The organism is Bacteroides faecalis (genome assembly GCF_003865075.1).
GTDB lineage: Bacteria > Bacteroidota > Bacteroidia > Bacteroidales > Bacteroidaceae > Bacteroides > Bacteroides faecalis.
In genome coordinates this window covers 434,635-450,199 of sequence record NZ_BHWB01000003.1, presented here as the reverse complement: position 1 = coordinate 450,199, position 15,565 = coordinate 434,635, and the positions used below count along the sequence as shown (strand labels likewise).

General features: G+C 37.0%; 11 protein-coding genes and 1 tRNA gene. 6 read left to right on the top strand and 6 right to left on the bottom strand.

Annotated features, from left to right (window positions below):
- Positions 1 to 61: 61 nt before the first annotated feature.
- Positions 62 to 148, bottom strand: a tRNA-Ser gene (locus EJF25_RS07445).
- Between the two features lie 627 nt (positions 149 to 775).
- Between EJF25_RS07445 and EJF25_RS07440 the strand changes: the two genes are divergently transcribed.
- The 3 genes from EJF25_RS07440 (at position 776) to EJF25_RS07430 (ending at position 5,074) form a co-directional block, all read left to right on the top strand.
- Positions 776 to 1,222 (top strand): hypothetical protein, encoded by a 447-nt coding sequence (locus tag EJF25_RS07440; RefSeq protein WP_125040718.1) that lies wholly within the window; start codon positions 776 to 778, stop codon positions 1,220 to 1,222.
- 140 nt (positions 1,223 to 1,362) lie between these two features.
- The gene (locus EJF25_RS07435; protein ID WP_125040717.1) at positions 1,363 to 3,027 is read left to right on the top strand and encodes a putative transporter; all 1,665 of its coding nucleotides are present in this window, start codon (positions 1,363 to 1,365) and stop codon (positions 3,025 to 3,027) included.
- Between the two features lie 52 nt (positions 3,028 to 3,079).
- Positions 3,080 to 5,074, top strand: a complete 1,995-nt coding sequence (locus EJF25_RS07430; protein ID WP_125040716.1) for a fructose-1,6-bisphosphatase — start codon at positions 3,080 to 3,082, stop codon at positions 5,072 to 5,074.
- 261 nt (positions 5,075 to 5,335) lie between these two features.
- On the opposite strand, the gene EJF25_RS07425 is transcribed toward EJF25_RS07430, so the two are convergent.
- The 5 genes from EJF25_RS07425 to EJF25_RS07405 all read right to left on the bottom strand — a co-directional run bounded on the left by EJF25_RS07425 (position 5,336) and on the right by EJF25_RS07405 (position 11,732).
- Positions 5,336 to 6,484, bottom strand: a complete 1,149-nt coding sequence (locus tag EJF25_RS07425; protein WP_125040715.1) for an LA_2272 family surface repeat-containing protein — start codon at positions 6,482 to 6,484, stop codon at positions 5,336 to 5,338.
- 4 nt (positions 6,485 to 6,488) lie between these two features.
- A complete protein-coding gene (locus EJF25_RS07420; protein WP_125040714.1) occupies positions 6,489 to 8,147 on the bottom strand; it encodes an AMP-binding protein in 1,659 nt (552 codons plus the stop codon).
- A gap of 182 nt (positions 8,148 to 8,329) precedes the next feature.
- Positions 8,330 to 9,400 carry a GDP-L-fucose synthase family protein gene (locus EJF25_RS07415; RefSeq protein ID WP_125040713.1) on the bottom strand — a complete coding sequence of 357 codons (1,071 nt, stop codon included), beginning with the start codon at positions 9,398 to 9,400 and terminating at the stop codon, positions 8,330 to 8,332.
- A gap of 11 nt (positions 9,401 to 9,411) precedes the next feature.
- Positions 9,412 to 10,482, bottom strand: a complete 1,071-nt coding sequence (gmd, locus tag EJF25_RS07410; protein ID WP_125040712.1) for a GDP-mannose 4,6-dehydratase — start codon at positions 10,480 to 10,482, stop codon at positions 9,412 to 9,414.
- Positions 10,483 to 10,550: 68 nt separating this feature from the next.
- On the bottom strand, positions 10,551 to 11,732 hold the full coding sequence (locus tag EJF25_RS07405) for a dicarboxylate/amino acid:cation symporter (RefSeq protein ID WP_125040711.1): 1,182 nt from the start codon (positions 11,730 to 11,732) through the stop codon (positions 10,551 to 10,553).
- A gap of 109 nt (positions 11,733 to 11,841) precedes the next feature.
- Between EJF25_RS07405 and gnd the strand changes: the two genes are divergently transcribed.
- Genes gnd through pgl form a run of 3 tightly spaced genes read left to right on the top strand, consistent with a single transcriptional unit; the run spans position 11,842 to position 15,553 of the window.
- On the top strand, positions 11,842 to 13,317 hold the full coding sequence (gnd, locus tag EJF25_RS07400) for a decarboxylating NADP(+)-dependent phosphogluconate dehydrogenase (RefSeq protein ID WP_125040710.1): 1,476 nt from the start codon (positions 11,842 to 11,844) through the stop codon (positions 13,315 to 13,317).
- A 23-nt stretch (positions 13,318 to 13,340) separates the two neighbouring features.
- On the top strand, positions 13,341 to 14,837 hold the full coding sequence (zwf, locus tag EJF25_RS07395) for a glucose-6-phosphate dehydrogenase (RefSeq protein ID WP_125040709.1): 1,497 nt from the start codon (positions 13,341 to 13,343) through the stop codon (positions 14,835 to 14,837).
- Positions 14,834 to 15,553 (top strand): 6-phosphogluconolactonase, encoded by a 720-nt coding sequence (gene pgl / locus EJF25_RS07390; protein ID WP_125040708.1) that lies wholly within the window; start codon positions 14,834 to 14,836, stop codon positions 15,551 to 15,553. Before zwf ends, pgl begins: the two co-directional genes overlap by 4 nt.
- Positions 15,554 to 15,565: the final 12 nt, after the last annotated feature.

The following is a 15,565-nucleotide window of genomic DNA, read 5'->3' as shown; positions in this document are numbered from 1 at the left end:
TTTTAGATTTAAAAAGAGCCAAGTCCATAAAACTTAGCTCTTTTTTATTTTTGAGATTTTGCGGAAGCTGGGGGATTCGAACCCCCGGTACAGTTACCCGTACGTCAGTTTAGCAAACTGGTGGTTTCAGCCACTCACCCAAACTTCCTTGAACCCGCATTCTCTCTCAAATGCGGTGCAAATATAGGGGGAACTTTTGGACTACGCAAATCTTTTAGCAATATTTTTTTTACCTAATTTTTAGGAAATGAGTTAAACTGCTATGTTTCAAATGTTAAACGAATGATTTTTTTTGATTGTCTTTGATGATTTTGTGATAGAGAAGAGAGGAAAAGAAAATTTAATAATTTCTTTGAAGAAAGAACATAAAAAAAGGCTATCTATCCCAGACAGCCAATCTTTTTGTTAACCTTAAATCTAATACTATGAAAAACACATTGCAAATGTACTGAATCTTATGGAATTTGCAAATAAAGAGGGCAGAAAGACTTGATTTGTAACATTAATTATATTTATAGCACCTTATTCTATCTTTATTAAGTTTTTAAAGGTGCATGCTTTCTCTATATATAATATTTTTTCACATTGTCTGTAACGTGAAGAAATTTGATTCGTTTAGTTATTTTTTAAGTAAGAAAAAAGGGGAATTTACCTAATTGGAGAGGTGAATTCCTCCTAACAAGTAGGAGATTTCAATTCCAAAAGGAATTTTCATTTTTTACTTTTGTTCCATCGAGAAAGACAAAAGTTAGGAACAACTAAAAAATAAAGGAATATGAAAACGAACTTATTGAAATATTTAAAGTTGGCTTTAATAGCTGTATTAATGGTTAATTTGACTTCATGTGAAATAGAAATCGATAGTTTTTATGATGATGATAACATTGGAAATAATTACTATAATCGTTCTATTGATCTAACTAGTCGTACTTGGGTGAGTTTTTATCAGGATGTAGATGGTAATTACTGTTGTCAGGAACTGGATTTTTATATGGATCGTACAGGAGTAGATTATATTCGAGTGGAGTATCCAGATGGATATGTAGAGACTTTTGAATATAGTTTCCGTTGGAACTGGGAAAACAATGCACAAACTTCTATTCGTATGAATTATGGGCCGGGTGATGTTTCTTTCTTGGATGATATATATATTGGAGGAAATAGACTGAGTGGTTATTTGGACGGACGAAATAATTTTGTAGAATATCAGGGTAAAAGATAGATTAATCAGGTAAAATAGGATATTCAGTCAGGATGAACTATATGTATTGAGGGCATAATAGGGACGTGAAATGAAAGCTTAAAAGTTTTGAATGGGACTAAATAGTTTTTATCTTTGCGTCCTATTAGTACGTTTAACGCATGGATTGGTTATATACTCTGTTTATCGAACATTCTGCTTTACAGGCAGTTGTCATACTTTCATTGATTTCTGCCATTGGTCTAGGCTTGGGAAGAGTGCATTTCTGGGGAGTTTCTCTAGGAGTCACTTTTGTTTTTTTTATGGGTATTTTGGCAGGACATCTCGGACTTTCTGTTGATTCTCAAATGTTAAATTATGCAGAAAGTTTTGGATTGGTTATTTTCGTTTATTCTCTCGGACTTCAGGTGGGTCCCGGTTTTTTCAGTTCTTTCCGAAAAGGGGGGATAACGTTGAATATGTTAGCATTAGGAGTTGTTTTATTAGGAACTTTGCTGACTGTATTTGCGAGTTATACGACAGGTGTATCGCTTCCTGATATGATAGGTATTCTTTGTGGTGCAACAACAAATACTCCTGCACTTGGAGCTGCACAACAGACATTAAAGCAGATGGGAATGGACAGTAGTACTCCTGCTTTAGGATGTGCAGTAGCTTATCCGTTGGGAGTTGTTGGTGTGATTCTTGCTGTGTTATTAATCCGTAAAGTTCTTGTTCGTAAAGAAGATTTGGAAGTAAAAGAGAAGGATGATGCGAACAAAACTTATATTGCGGCGTTTCAAGTACATAATCCGGCTATTTTTAATAAAAGTATCAAAGATATAGCTCATATGAGTTATCCTAAGTTTGTTATTTCTCGTTTGTGGCGAGATGGGCATGTCAGTATTCCTACTTCTGAGAAAGTATTGAAAGAAGGGGATCGATTGCTTGTTGTTACTTCGGAAAAAGATGCTTTAGCTTTGACTGTACTTTTTGGTGAACAGGAAAATACGGATTGGAACAAAGAGGACATTGATTGGAATGCAATTGACAGTGAGTTGATTTCACAACGTATTGTGGTGACACGTCCTGAATTAAATGGGAAAAAATTGGGCTCACTCCGGCTAAGGAATCACTATGGCATTAATATTAGTCGTGTATATCGTTCCGGTGTGCAGTTGCTTGCAACACCAGAGCTGGTGCTTCAATTGGGTGATCGTTTAACGGTAGTAGGAGAGGCGGCAGCAATTCAAAATGTGGAAAAAGTATTAGGAAATGCTATAAAGAGCTTGAAAGAGCCTAATCTGATTGTAGTATTTATGGGTATTGTACTTGGGTTGGCATTAGGAGCTATTCCTTTCTCTATTCCGGGAATCAGTACTCCCGTGAAGTTGGGATTGGCAGGAGGACCGATAATTGTAGGTATTCTTTTAGGCACTTTCGGACCTCGGATACATATGATAACTTATACCACACGAAGTGCTAATTTAATGTTACGTGCATTGGGGCTTTCTATGTATCTGGCTTGTCTTGGATTGGATTCGGGAGCACATTTCTTCGATACTGTATTTCGTCCGGAAGGATTGTTATGGATTGCTTTAGGGGCTGGTCTGACAATTATTCCGACTGTAATAATAGGGTTTGTTGCTTTTAAAATGATGAAGATTGATTTCGGTACAGTGTCTGGCATGTTGTGTGGTAGTATGGCTAATCCGATGGCACTGAACTATGCAAATGATACGATACCCGGAGATAATCCTTCGGTAGCATATGCAACGGTGTATCCATTATGTATGTTTTTAAGAGTCATTATTGCTCAAGTCCTATTAATGTTCTTGCTTGGTTGAGAAATAAGTGATGAAAATATAATAATTGTAAATTATAAAACTCTAAAATAGAATGACTGCTCAAAGTAATATAACTCCTGAAAGTATTGTGGCTGATTTACGCTATTTACAACTACTTTCCCGTAGTTTTCCTACAATTGCAGATGCAAGTACGGAGGTTATCAATTTGGAGGCTATATTGAATCTTCCTAAAGGTACAGAACATTTTCTGACGGATATACATGGTGAATATGAAGCTTTCCAACATGTTTTAAAGAATGCTTCCGGAGCAGTGAAGCGCAAGGTTAATGAGATTTTTGGTAATACTTTGCGTGAATCGGAAAAGAAGGAAATTTGTACATTAATCTATTATCCAGAGGAAAAACTTCAGTTGGTGAAAGCTCGTGAGAAGGATCTGGATGATTGGTATTTGATAACTTTGAATCAATTGGTGAAAGTCTGTCAGAATGTTTCTTCTAAGTATACTCGTTCAAAGGTCCGTAAGTCATTGCCGGCAGATTTTTCTTATATAATTCAGGAATTGTTGCATGAGTCTTCTATTGAACCGAATAAACATGCTTATATTAATGTGATTATTAGCACGATTATCTCCACGAAACGGGCAGACGCTTTTATTATTGCCATGTGTAATCTGATTCAGCGTCTGACTATTGATTCTTTGCACATTGTAGGGGATATCTATGATCGTGGACCAGGGGCACATATTATTATGGATACGTTGTGTAATTATCATAATTTTGATATTCAGTGGGGAAATCATGATATATTGTGGATGGGAGCTGCTTCGGGTAATGATAGTTGCATAGCAAATGTGATCCGTATGTCAATGCGTTATGGTAATTTGTCTACTCTTGAAGATGGTTACGGAATTAATCTTCTTCCATTAGCTACTTTTGCTATGGATACTTATGCTGATGATCCATGTGCTATTTTTATGCCGAAAATGAATTATGCAGACGTTCATTATAATGAAAAAACTTTGCGTCTGATTACTCAGATGCATAAGGCTATCACTATTATTCAATTTAAATTAGAAGCTGCAATTATTGATCGTCGCCCGGAGTTTGGTATGGGAAATCGAAAATTGTTAGATAAGATAGATTTCGAACGAGGAGTTTTTGTATATGAAGGAAAAGAATATGCTTTACTTGATACGAATTTTCCAACTATCGATCCTACTGATCCTTATCGCTTGACTGAGGAAGAACGTGAGTTGGTAGATAAAATTCACTACTCGTTTATGAATAGTGAGAAATTGAAGAAACATATGCGCTGTTTATTTACATATGGCGGAATGTATTTAGTATGTAATTCCAATCTTTTGTATCATGCTTCTGTTCCTTTAAATGAAGATGGTAGTTTTAAGCATGTTAAAATACGTGGTAAAGAATATTGGGGACGTAAATTGCTGGATAAGGCTGACCAATTAATCCGTACTGCTTACTTTGATGAAGAAGGTGAGGATGATAAAGCTTTTGCTATGGATTATATTTGGTATATGTGGTGTGGTCCTGATGCTCCTTTGTTTGACAAAGACAAGATGGCTACTTTTGAACGTTATTTTCTAGAAGATAAGGAATTACATAAAGAGAAAAAAGGGTACTATTATACATTGCGTAATCAGGAAGATATTTGTAATAAGATCTTGTCTGAATTTGGAGTTTTAGGACCTCATTCTCATATTATTAATGGTCATGTACCCGTAAAAACTACTCAGGGGGAACAACCAATGAAAGCCAATGGAAAACTATTTGTTATTGATGGTGGATTTTCGAAAGCTTATCAGCCTGAAACTGGAATAGCAGGATATACTCTTGTATATCATTCTCATGGTCTACAATTAGTGCAACATGAACCGTTTGAGTCAAGGCAAAAAGCAATTGAAGAGGCGCTTGATATTAAATCTACGAACTTTGTTCTTGAGTTTAATTCCCAGCGTATGATGGTGAAAGATACAGATAAGGGAAAGGAACTTATAACACAAATTCAGGATTTGAAGAAGTTACTTGTAGCTTATCGAATCGGTTTAATTAAGGAAAAGGTTTGATGTTATATTAAGGATGTATTTATTATTATAGATATATCCTGTTTAATTAATCATTTAATTAGACTAAGTTTTACTTTTATTTTCTCATGAGGAAGATCTTTAATTTCATATCCAACTCTGTATGTGGCAGGGTTGGTATCATCATAATAATGAGAAGAATGCTTAGGCCCCAATCTGTGAAACCGACGTTAGATATTATTTCCTGTTTAGCACGAATGACATATTTTTCTTCTCTATATTTATACCTAAGATAGTGAGACTCTAGAAAAGGATGAGTCCAGCTTCTACAATCGTTTTTTTGTCAAAGTTGTGGGATTTATTGTAATAACGAGTCCATCCATATCCTCCGGTTGCAAAGACTGCAAGTTTTTCAGTGATTTGATATTCTACATTAATGCGTGTTTGTAAAGCGTAGAGGCGTTTAGAGATAACTTCATTTTTATTTTTAAACGTTTCTATATGTTCGTATCCCAAATCTCCACTGATTGATAGTTTTTTGGTAACAGGCAATGATAGACCGGCACGATAAGAAGCGCTAGCTGAGATCTTATCATTCAAATTTAGATTGTATGTTCCAAGTCCTAATATAGTATAGAATAACTTGTTTTTGAAGCGTACTCCTATATTTCCAAGTGTCGTATTTCCGCCATATATTAGCATTTGGACTTTTGTTTCAGGATTGATATTTACCAGTCCAAGTTGAAAGCCTTTTATTGTTTTTTGATAATAGTTAATTAGGCCAAGTTGGACTCCGTGGACTTGGGTTGCGTAGTTACATAATCCAATTTGTATTCCATTTAATGAATTAGCAGTTATATTAGCAATGCCTGCAATTTGTATTCCGTTCATGTTTTTACCCGTTACGTTTAGGAGTCCGGAAGTCATCATACCACTGAGATCTTCTCCGGTTATGTTTGCCAGTCCGGAAAGTTGTAATCCTGAAGCTGTTTCTCCTGTAACATTCATAAATCCACTCATCATTATTCCTGTTGTATTATCTCCTCCAATACTTGTGAGGCCTGAAATAATTATACCTTTAGCATCATTGCCTGTGATATTGACCAAACCAGATGCTGAGAGACCTGCCAAATTGTTTCCACTGATATTACTAATACCGGATAATTGAAGTCCTTGCATACTGCCACCCACTATGTTAGCTAGTCCGGAAATTTGCATTCCATTCATGTCTTTACGAGTCACGCCTCCTAAGACATTTATTCCTATACCATTAAGACGGTTCATAGTCGATAGGAAACCTAGATTTACGTAGCTAGTTTGAGTACTGTCAAGAGATTGGGTACTAACACCTTTCCAAACAGAGAGATTAATACCTGCACACTTATTCTGTGCTTGTAAACAAACGGCAGCCATTAAAATAGCTGCCGTACATATTGCTTTTTTGATTCTCATATTTTTATCCTTTAGCTTCCTGATATAAGTAACGTTTGATGCTTTTCTTAGGAGTTTTCTCAAATTCCTCAGGATATATTTTCATTTTAAATATCTGACTGTAAGCAGGTAGTGTTTCGTTTAAAGCTATTCGATTCTCTTCCATCACTCGTTCGATATCTTCATTTTTTAAACCATTGGCAAATGCTTCATCAAAATCCGGATAAACCAAGCCTACCAATTTCTCATTTTGCTGAACGATAATACTTTCAGCTACATAAGGCAGATTGTTTAGTTTATCTTCAATCTCTTCAGGATAGATATTTTGTCCACTAGCACTGAGTAACATATTTTTGCTACGTCCTTTGATTGTGACATTACCTTCGGCATCCATTAGAGCGAGGTCACCTGTATGTAACCAACCATCTTTGTCTATTACTTGGCGAGTTGCTTCTTCATTTTTATAATAGCCTAACATTACATTAGGACCTTTACATACTATTTCACCTACAATATTTTCAGGATCTGAAGAGAGTACTTGCACGTCCATACGTTGAGCCGCTTTTCCACAAGAGCCTGGTTTGAACTTAGTCCAATCTTCGTAACATATAATCGGACCACATTCTGTCATTCCATAACCTACAGTATAAGGGAAGTCGATCATTCTCAAAAATTGTTCCACTTCCTGGTTGAAAGCTGCACCACCTACAATTACGGCAGCAAAGTTCCCCCCAAACCCTTTGATCATCTCTTCGCGGACAGTTGCCTTGATTTTATCATTGATAAAAGGTACTTTAAGTAATAACTTCATAGTGGGAGTTTCCAATTTTGGAAGTACATTTTTCTTGATAATCTTTTCGATAATCAGAGGAACGGCGACAATTAATCTTGGTTTTACTTCTGCAAAAGCTTGAAAAATGATTTTTGGGCTAGGCATACGGGTAAGGAAATAAATCTGGCATCCCACAGCGAATTCATATAAGAATTCAAAGGCTAAACCATACATATGTGCCATTGGTAACATAGATACAATTTTATCGCCAGCTTGTAGCGGCAATGCTTCAAAAGCAAACTTTGTATTTGACCACAGACTACGATAGGGGAGCATAACACCTTTTGAGTAGCTGGTTGTTCCAGAAGTATAATTGATAACTGCCAGTTCTTCTGGTTGATCTTTATGGTATTCAATATGTTCTGTTCTGAAATTCTTTGGATATTTTTTGCCAAACAATTCGTTTAAATGTTCTCTTGCATGTGTCAGACGTTCACTACGTGAAACTAGTAAAGTAAAATCGTTCATCATCAGAATGCCTTCCAATAGTGGCATCGCCGATTCATTCAGATTCTCCCAGACCATATCTCCAACAAATAATAATTTAGCTTCGGAGTGATTGACGATGTTGTGTACATTGTCTGCTTTAAATTCATGGAGAATGGGAACGATCACCGCTCCATAGGTTAATGTAGCAAGAAAAGTAACCCCCCAGTGAGAACTGTTTCTTCCGCAAACGGCTATTTTATCTCCTTTGCGGATTCCACTTTCTTCAAAAATAATATGGAGTTTTTCGATTTTGCGAGCTACGTCTTTATACTGTAGGGTGGCTCCCTTGTAATCAGTCAAGGCATCCAAGTCCCAATTGTCTTTTATACTATTCTCAATGTAAGCTATAAAACTTTGTTCCATTGTTTTTTGCACATTTGGTATTAAATTGTGCAAATATAATAATTAAATTAAGAAAGATGCATTATAAGTGAAAATTTTTTGGGGAGAGAGAATTTTGGAGGTAAGGGATGTTTATAAAAAGGAAGATGAAGAATGGTTGTGTAATAACACCTAAATCCGATCCTTCATCTTTCTTTGCTCTTTTATTGCAGGTACCATTCATACATTTTCTGTATGCCTTCTTCTATTTCAATTTTGTGATGCCATCCTAAGGCGTGGAGTTTAGACGGGTCGGTTAGCTTACGCATTGTGCCATCTGGTTTACTACTGTCAAAGGTTAATTTTCCATTATAACCAACTGTTTCAACAATTCGTTCGGCTAATTGGCGGATCGAGATCTCTTTTCCGGTTCCAATGTTGATATGGCAGTTGCGGATATCTTTATCACCTTCTTTATATGTGTTTCTGAAATCCACATGTTCCATGACAAATACACTGGCATCGGCCATTTCTTCACTCCAAAGGAATTCACGCAAAGGAGTACCTGTACCCCATAGTGTTACTTCCATTTCATTAATACCATATTTGCGGAGAATAGCAAGAATCTCTTCTTTCGAACTATTGCCATTGATTCCTTCTACAGGTCGTAGATTCAAGTCTTTGCGAATAGCCTCCCAATTACATTCTTTAAGGCAATGTGCCAGATGAATTTTGCGAATCATCGCAGGAAGTACATGACTACGCTCTAAATCAAAGTTATCATTTGGACCGTACAGATTGGTTGGCATTACTGCAATATAATTTGTACCGTATTGCAAGTTGAAACTTTCGCACATTTTTAATCCTGCTATTTTGGCTATTGCATAAGGTTCATTGGTATATTCCAATGGAGATGTCAGTAAAACATCTTCTTTCATTGGTTGCTCGGCGTCACGAGGATATATACATGTGCTACCAAGAAATAGAAGCTTCTTTACGTTGTGTCGGAAACTTTCCCCGATTATGTTTTGCTGGATTTGTAGGTTTTTATAGATAAAGTCAGCGCGATAAATACTATTTGCCATTATGCCACCTACGAAGGCAGCAGCAAGAAACACATACTCTGGTTTTTCTTTGTCGAAGAATTGACGGACAGCAATACCGTCTAAAAGATCAAGTTCTTTGTGGGTACAGCCAACAAGATTTGTATATCCTTTGTCTTGCAAATTTTTCCAAATAGCAGAACCTACCAGACCGCGGTGTCCTGCTACATATATTTTTGCATTCTTTTCCATATAAAGTTGTGTTAATGTTTGGTGACAATCATGCGTCTCACTTTTTCCATATCGTGACGAGTCATGATGCTTACCAATTCTTCAAATGATGTTTTACGTGGATTCCAACCTAACAATGTTCTAGCTTTTGTTGGATCACCCAATAATTGTTCCACTTCTGCAGGGCGGAAATACTTAGGATCAATTTCAACTAATATATTTCCTGTGACAATGTCAATGCCTTTTTCATCAGTACCTTCACCTTCCCATCGGAGTTTAATTCCCACTTCTTTGAAAGCGAGTGTTGCAAATTCACGTACAGTATGCATTTCTCCTGTAGCAATTACAAAATCTTCCGGAGTATCATGTTGGAGAATTAACCACATACATTCAACATAATCTTTAGCATAACCCCAGTCACGACGTGCATCCAGATTGCCTAAATATAATTTGTCTTGCTCTCCTTGTGCTATACGTGCAGCTGCCAATGTGATTTTACGTGTTACGAATGTTTCTCCACGACGTTCACTTTCATGATTGAATAATATACCATTAACAGCAAACATTCCATAACTTTCACGATAATTCTTAGTTATCCAGAAGCCGTATTGTTTTGCTACTCCATATGGACTACGTGGATAGAAAGGAGTTGTTTCTTTTTGTGGAATTTCCTGTACTTTACCAAATAATTCAGAAGTAGAAGCTTGATAAATACGAGTTTTCTTTTCTAATCCCAGAATGCGTACTGCTTCAAGCATACGTAATGTGCCAATGGCATCAGCTTCTGCTGTATATTCGGGAACATCGAATGATACTTTTACATGACTTTGGGCTGCAAGATTGTATATCTCATCTGGTTGTACTTGTTGGATGATACGGATAAGAGAACTGGAATCGGTCATATCGCCATAATGTAAATTGATGGTACGTTTCTGTTTCATATCACGTACCCATTCGTCAAAATATAAATGTTCTATACGACCAGTATTGAATGAAGAAGAACGGCGAAGAATACCATGAACTTCATAACCTTTTTGCAAAAGAAATTCAGCAAGGTAGGAACCGTCTTGTCCGGTAATGCCTGAGATAAGGGCTGTTTTCATACACTATATGTTTTTATTTGAAAATACGGATACAAATGTCGGCAATTTTTGCTGCATACGCAAAAAACTCATTCGATTTTATTTTTAGCGGTATTTTTTTCCATGACTTTATCGATTATTAATGCGATAGCACCGTCACCAGTTACATTGCATGCTGTACCAAAACTGTCCATGGCAATGTATAGTGCAATCATCAGTGCCTGCGCTGATTCGTCGAAGCCTAGCATGGATTGTAAAATGCCTAATGAAGCCATAATAGCTCCGCCGGGAACACCAGGTGCAGCTACCATAGTAATTCCTAACATGAAGATGAATCCGGCAAATAAAGGGAAGTCGAAAGGAATCCCCTGCATAATCATTAATGCTAGAGCACAAGCTACTATTTTGAGTGTACTACCGGATAGATGGATGGTTGCACAAAGTGGAATTACGAATCCGGCAATGTCAGCAGATACGCCGTTCTTTTTTGTTTGCTCTAATGTCACAGGGATGGTAGCAGCAGAAGATTGCGTTCCCAAAGCTGTGAAGTAAGCCGGCATCATTTTTCCAAGTAACTTGAATGGGTTTTTCCGAACAAAAAGTGCGGCAATGGAATATTGGAAAATTAATAGGAAGATGTGGAGTATGAATATGACTCCAATAATTTTGATAAAAACCATTAGAATGGAATATACCTGTCCTGAATGGGTCATGTTTAAAAATATTCCGAAAATATAAAGTGGTAATAACGGCAATATTACTACACTAATCATACGCACAATGATCTCTTGAAAATCACGTGCTACATTTTTAAATACATCACTCTGTAATGAGGCTAGACCTAAGCCAAGAGTAAAAGCAAGAATTAGTGCTGTCATTACATTCATTAGTGGAGGAATTGATACTGAGAAGTAGGGTACAATACCTTGAGCTTCACTAACTTCCTCAAGCGGTACACCTGTATCGATGAGAGAAGGGAAAATTGTGACTCCTGTAAAATAAGAGAGAAAGCCGGAGAATAATGTAGCTCCATAGGCTATCAGTGCTGTAATAAGCAACATTTTGCCTGCACCTTTTCCGATGTCGGCAATTGCTATAGTAACTAGTCCTACAATTATTAGTGGAATGGAGAAATTGAGGAATTCGCTAAAAATACCATTAAAGGTAACAAATATACGTACTAATGGTGCCGGGAATATAGTACCGATGGCAATACCTAAGATGATGGCAATAATAATGCGTGGCAATAAGCCGATTTTAAACTTCTTCATTCTGGATTATTTTATGAATTACAAAAGTAATGTTTTAATCTAAAAATTGCGAACAAATATTCTTATGAATTGTTATTTACATAAACAATATTTTTAAATTATACAAGTTATGGCAAATCAGAATAAAACAGATATTGGATTGATTGGTTTGGCTGTGATGGGTGAGAATCTTGCCTTGAACATGGAGAGTAAGGGATGGCATGTATCGGTTTACAACCGTACTGTTCCTGGAGTAGAAGAGGGGGTTGTGGAACGTTTTATAAATGGACGTGCTAAAGGCAAAAATATCGAAGGATTTACAGATATAAAAGCATTTGTAGAATCAATAGCGCTCCCTCGTAAGATTATGATGATGGTTCGTGCAGGTAAACCTGTAGATGAACTAATGGAACAACTTTTTCCACTACTTTCTCCCGGAGATATACTGATAGATGGGGGCAATTCTAATTATGAGGATACTAATCGTCGTGTTAAGCTCGCCGAATCAAAAGGTTTTCTGTTTGTAGGTAGTGGTGTATCTGGTGGTGAAGAAGGGGCTCTAAATGGTGCTTCTATTATGCCTGGTGGTTCGGAGAAAGCTTGGCAGGAAGTGAAACCTATTCTACAGAGTATTGCTGCAAAAGCGCTGGATGGTTCTCCTTGCTGTGAATGGGTAGGTCCTGCCGGATCAGGACATTTTGTGAAAATGATTCATAATGGAATCGAATATGGAGATATGCAACTTATTGCGGAAGCCTATTGGGTAATGAAGAATTTGCTTGATTTGAATAATGAAGAAATGGCAGATGTCTTTGAATATTGGAATGAAGGGAAACTCCGTAGTTATCTGATAGAAATTACTTCTAATATTCTGAGGCATAAAGATAAAGCAGGAGGCTATCTTATTGATAAAATCTTGGATACGGCAGGACAAAAAGGGACAGGTAAATGGTCGGTTATTAATGCAATGGAACTTGGTATGCCATTGGGATTAATTGCTACAGCTGTTTTCGAGCGTAGTCTTTCTGCACAGAAAGATTTACGGCATTTGGCTAGTAAGCAGTTTCCACATTCACATATAATGCCTGTTTATAATAAAGTTGAATTTGTAAAAGAAATATTTTCGGCACTTTATGCTTCAAAACTTGTTTCATATGCGCAAGGTTTTGCAGTCTTACAGCGTGCATCCGATACTTTTGACTGGCAACTAAATCTCGCTTCTATTGCTCGTATGTGGCGGGGAGGATGTATTATTCGTAGTATTTTTCTGAATGATATAGCCGCTGCTTTTGAAGCAGCTAACAAGCCAGAACATTTGTTGTTAGCTCCATATTTCCAGCAAGAAATAAAAACATTGATTCCTGGATGGAAAAACCTTGTAGCGGAGGCCATGAAAGAAGAATTGCCTGTTCCGGCATTTTCTTCTGCGTTGAATTATTTTTATTCTTTAACCTCTGCTGATTTGCCGGCCAATTTGGTACAAGCGCAACGTGACTATTTTGGTGCACATACTTTCGAACGTAAGGATGAACTTCGAGGACAGTTCTTTCATGAGAATTGGACGGGGCATGGAGGTGATACAAAGTCGGGAACATATAATGTATAAGGTTAAAGTATATAAGTTAAGGTATGGATAAATTTGCAATGATTATTTTCGGGGCTTCGGGAGATTTAACAAAACGTAAACTGATGCCTGCATTGTATTCATTATTTAGGGATAAAAGACTTACCGGAGAATTCACTATTTTAGGTGTCGGACGTACAGTCTATACTGATGAGAGTTATCGTTCTTATATCCTTGAGGAATTACAACGTTTTGTCAAGCCTGAAGAACAGGATATGGAGCTTATGACTTTATTTGTTACTCATTTATTTTATTTGCCAATGGATCCGGCCGAGGCAGAGGGGTATTCATTATTACGTCAGCGTCTGATAGAATTAACAGATGATATTAATCCTAATAATTTGTTGTTCTATCTGGCTACTCCACCTTCACTTTATGGAGTTGTACCTTTACATCTGAAAGAAGCAGGATTGAATACGTCAGAGTCTCGTATTATTGTTGAGAAACCCTTTGGGTACGATCTTGAATCGGCACGAGAATTAAATCGTATCTATGCTTCTGTTTTTGATGAACATCAAATTTATCGAATTGATCATTTCTTAGGTAAGGAAACAGCACAGAATGTACTTGCTTTCCGTTTTGCTAACGGTATTTTCGAACCTTTGTGGAATCGTAACTATATAGACTATGTAGAAGTTACGGCTGTAGAGAATCTTGGAATAGAACAGCGTGGTGGTTTTTATGAAACTGCCGGTGCTTTACGTGATATGGTGCAGAATCATTTGATTCAACTGGTAGCATTAACTGCTATGGAACCTCCTGCAATCTTTAATGCTGATAATTTCCGTAATGAGGTAGTAAAAGTCTATGAGTCATTAACCCCTTTAAATGAAATCGACCTTAACGAACACATAGTTCGTGGACAATATACTGCCTCTGGCAATAAAAAAGGATATCGTGAAGAGAAAGGTGTGGCTCCTGATTCGCGTACAGAAACTTATATTGCGATGAAGCTGGGTATCAGTAATTGGCGTTGGAGTGGAGTACCTTTTTATATTCGTACAGGTAAGCAAATGCCAACAAAGGTAACAGAAATTGTTGTTCACTTTCGTGAAACACCTCATCAAATGTTTCGTTGTTCTGGTGGTAACTGTCCCCGTGCTAACAAATTAATTCTTCGTTTACAACCCAATGAAGGTATAGTCCTTAAAATAGGAATGAAAGTTCCAGGAGCTGGTTTTGAGGTCCGACAAGTGACGATGGACTTTAGTTATGCTGATTTAGGTGGAGTACCAGGTGGTGATGCTTATGCGCGTTTAATAGATGACTGTATTCAGGGTGATGCGACTTTGTTTACACGTAGTGATGCGGTTGAGGCTTCATGGCGCTTCTTTGACCCTGTGCTTCGTTTTTGGAGTGACACTCCTAATGCACCGCTTTATGGTTATCCAGCAGGTACATGGGGACCTTTAGAAAGTGAAGCTATGATGCGTGAACATGGCGCGGAATGGACAAATCCTTGTAAAAATTTGAAACATACAGAACAATATTGTGAATTATGAAATTATCTATTTATCCTTCGTCTGCCGAGGTGTCACGTAAGTTAATACTATATATAATAAATATTCTGAATGAGGAGCCAGGAAAAATATTCAATATAGCGTTGAGTGGAGGGCAAACTCCTGCATTAATGTTTGATATATGGGCAAATGAATATGCAAATGTCACACCTTGGGAACGAATGAGAATATTCTGGGTGGATGAGCGTTGTGTACCTCCTTCAGATTCGGATAGTAATTATGGAATGACACGTTCTCTGCTATTGAGTTTGGTACCTATTCCTTATGAAAATGTATTTCGTATCTATGGAGAAATGAAGTCGCCTAATAAAGAAGTTAAACGCTATTCCGAATTAGTAGAACGGTTAGTACCCGAAAAAAATGGTTTTCCAGAATTTGATATTATATTACTTGGTGCAGGAGCGGATGGACATACTTCTTCTATTTTTTCAGGGCAGGAAGAGTTTCTTACTTCTGATGTTGCCTATGTTCTTACTATCAATCCAATTAATGGTCAAAAGAGGATAGCAATGACTGGGAATGTTATAATCAACGCTCGTTGGACTATATTTTTAATTACTGGAAGGTCAAAAGCTGAAGTTGTAAGTGAGATATGTAACTCGGGAGATGTAAGTCCAGCTGCTTATGTTGCTCATCATGCAAATAATGTCGAATTATTTGTTGATGAATTAGCTGCTTCGAACTTTACTGAGAAATAGAATGATTTTGAT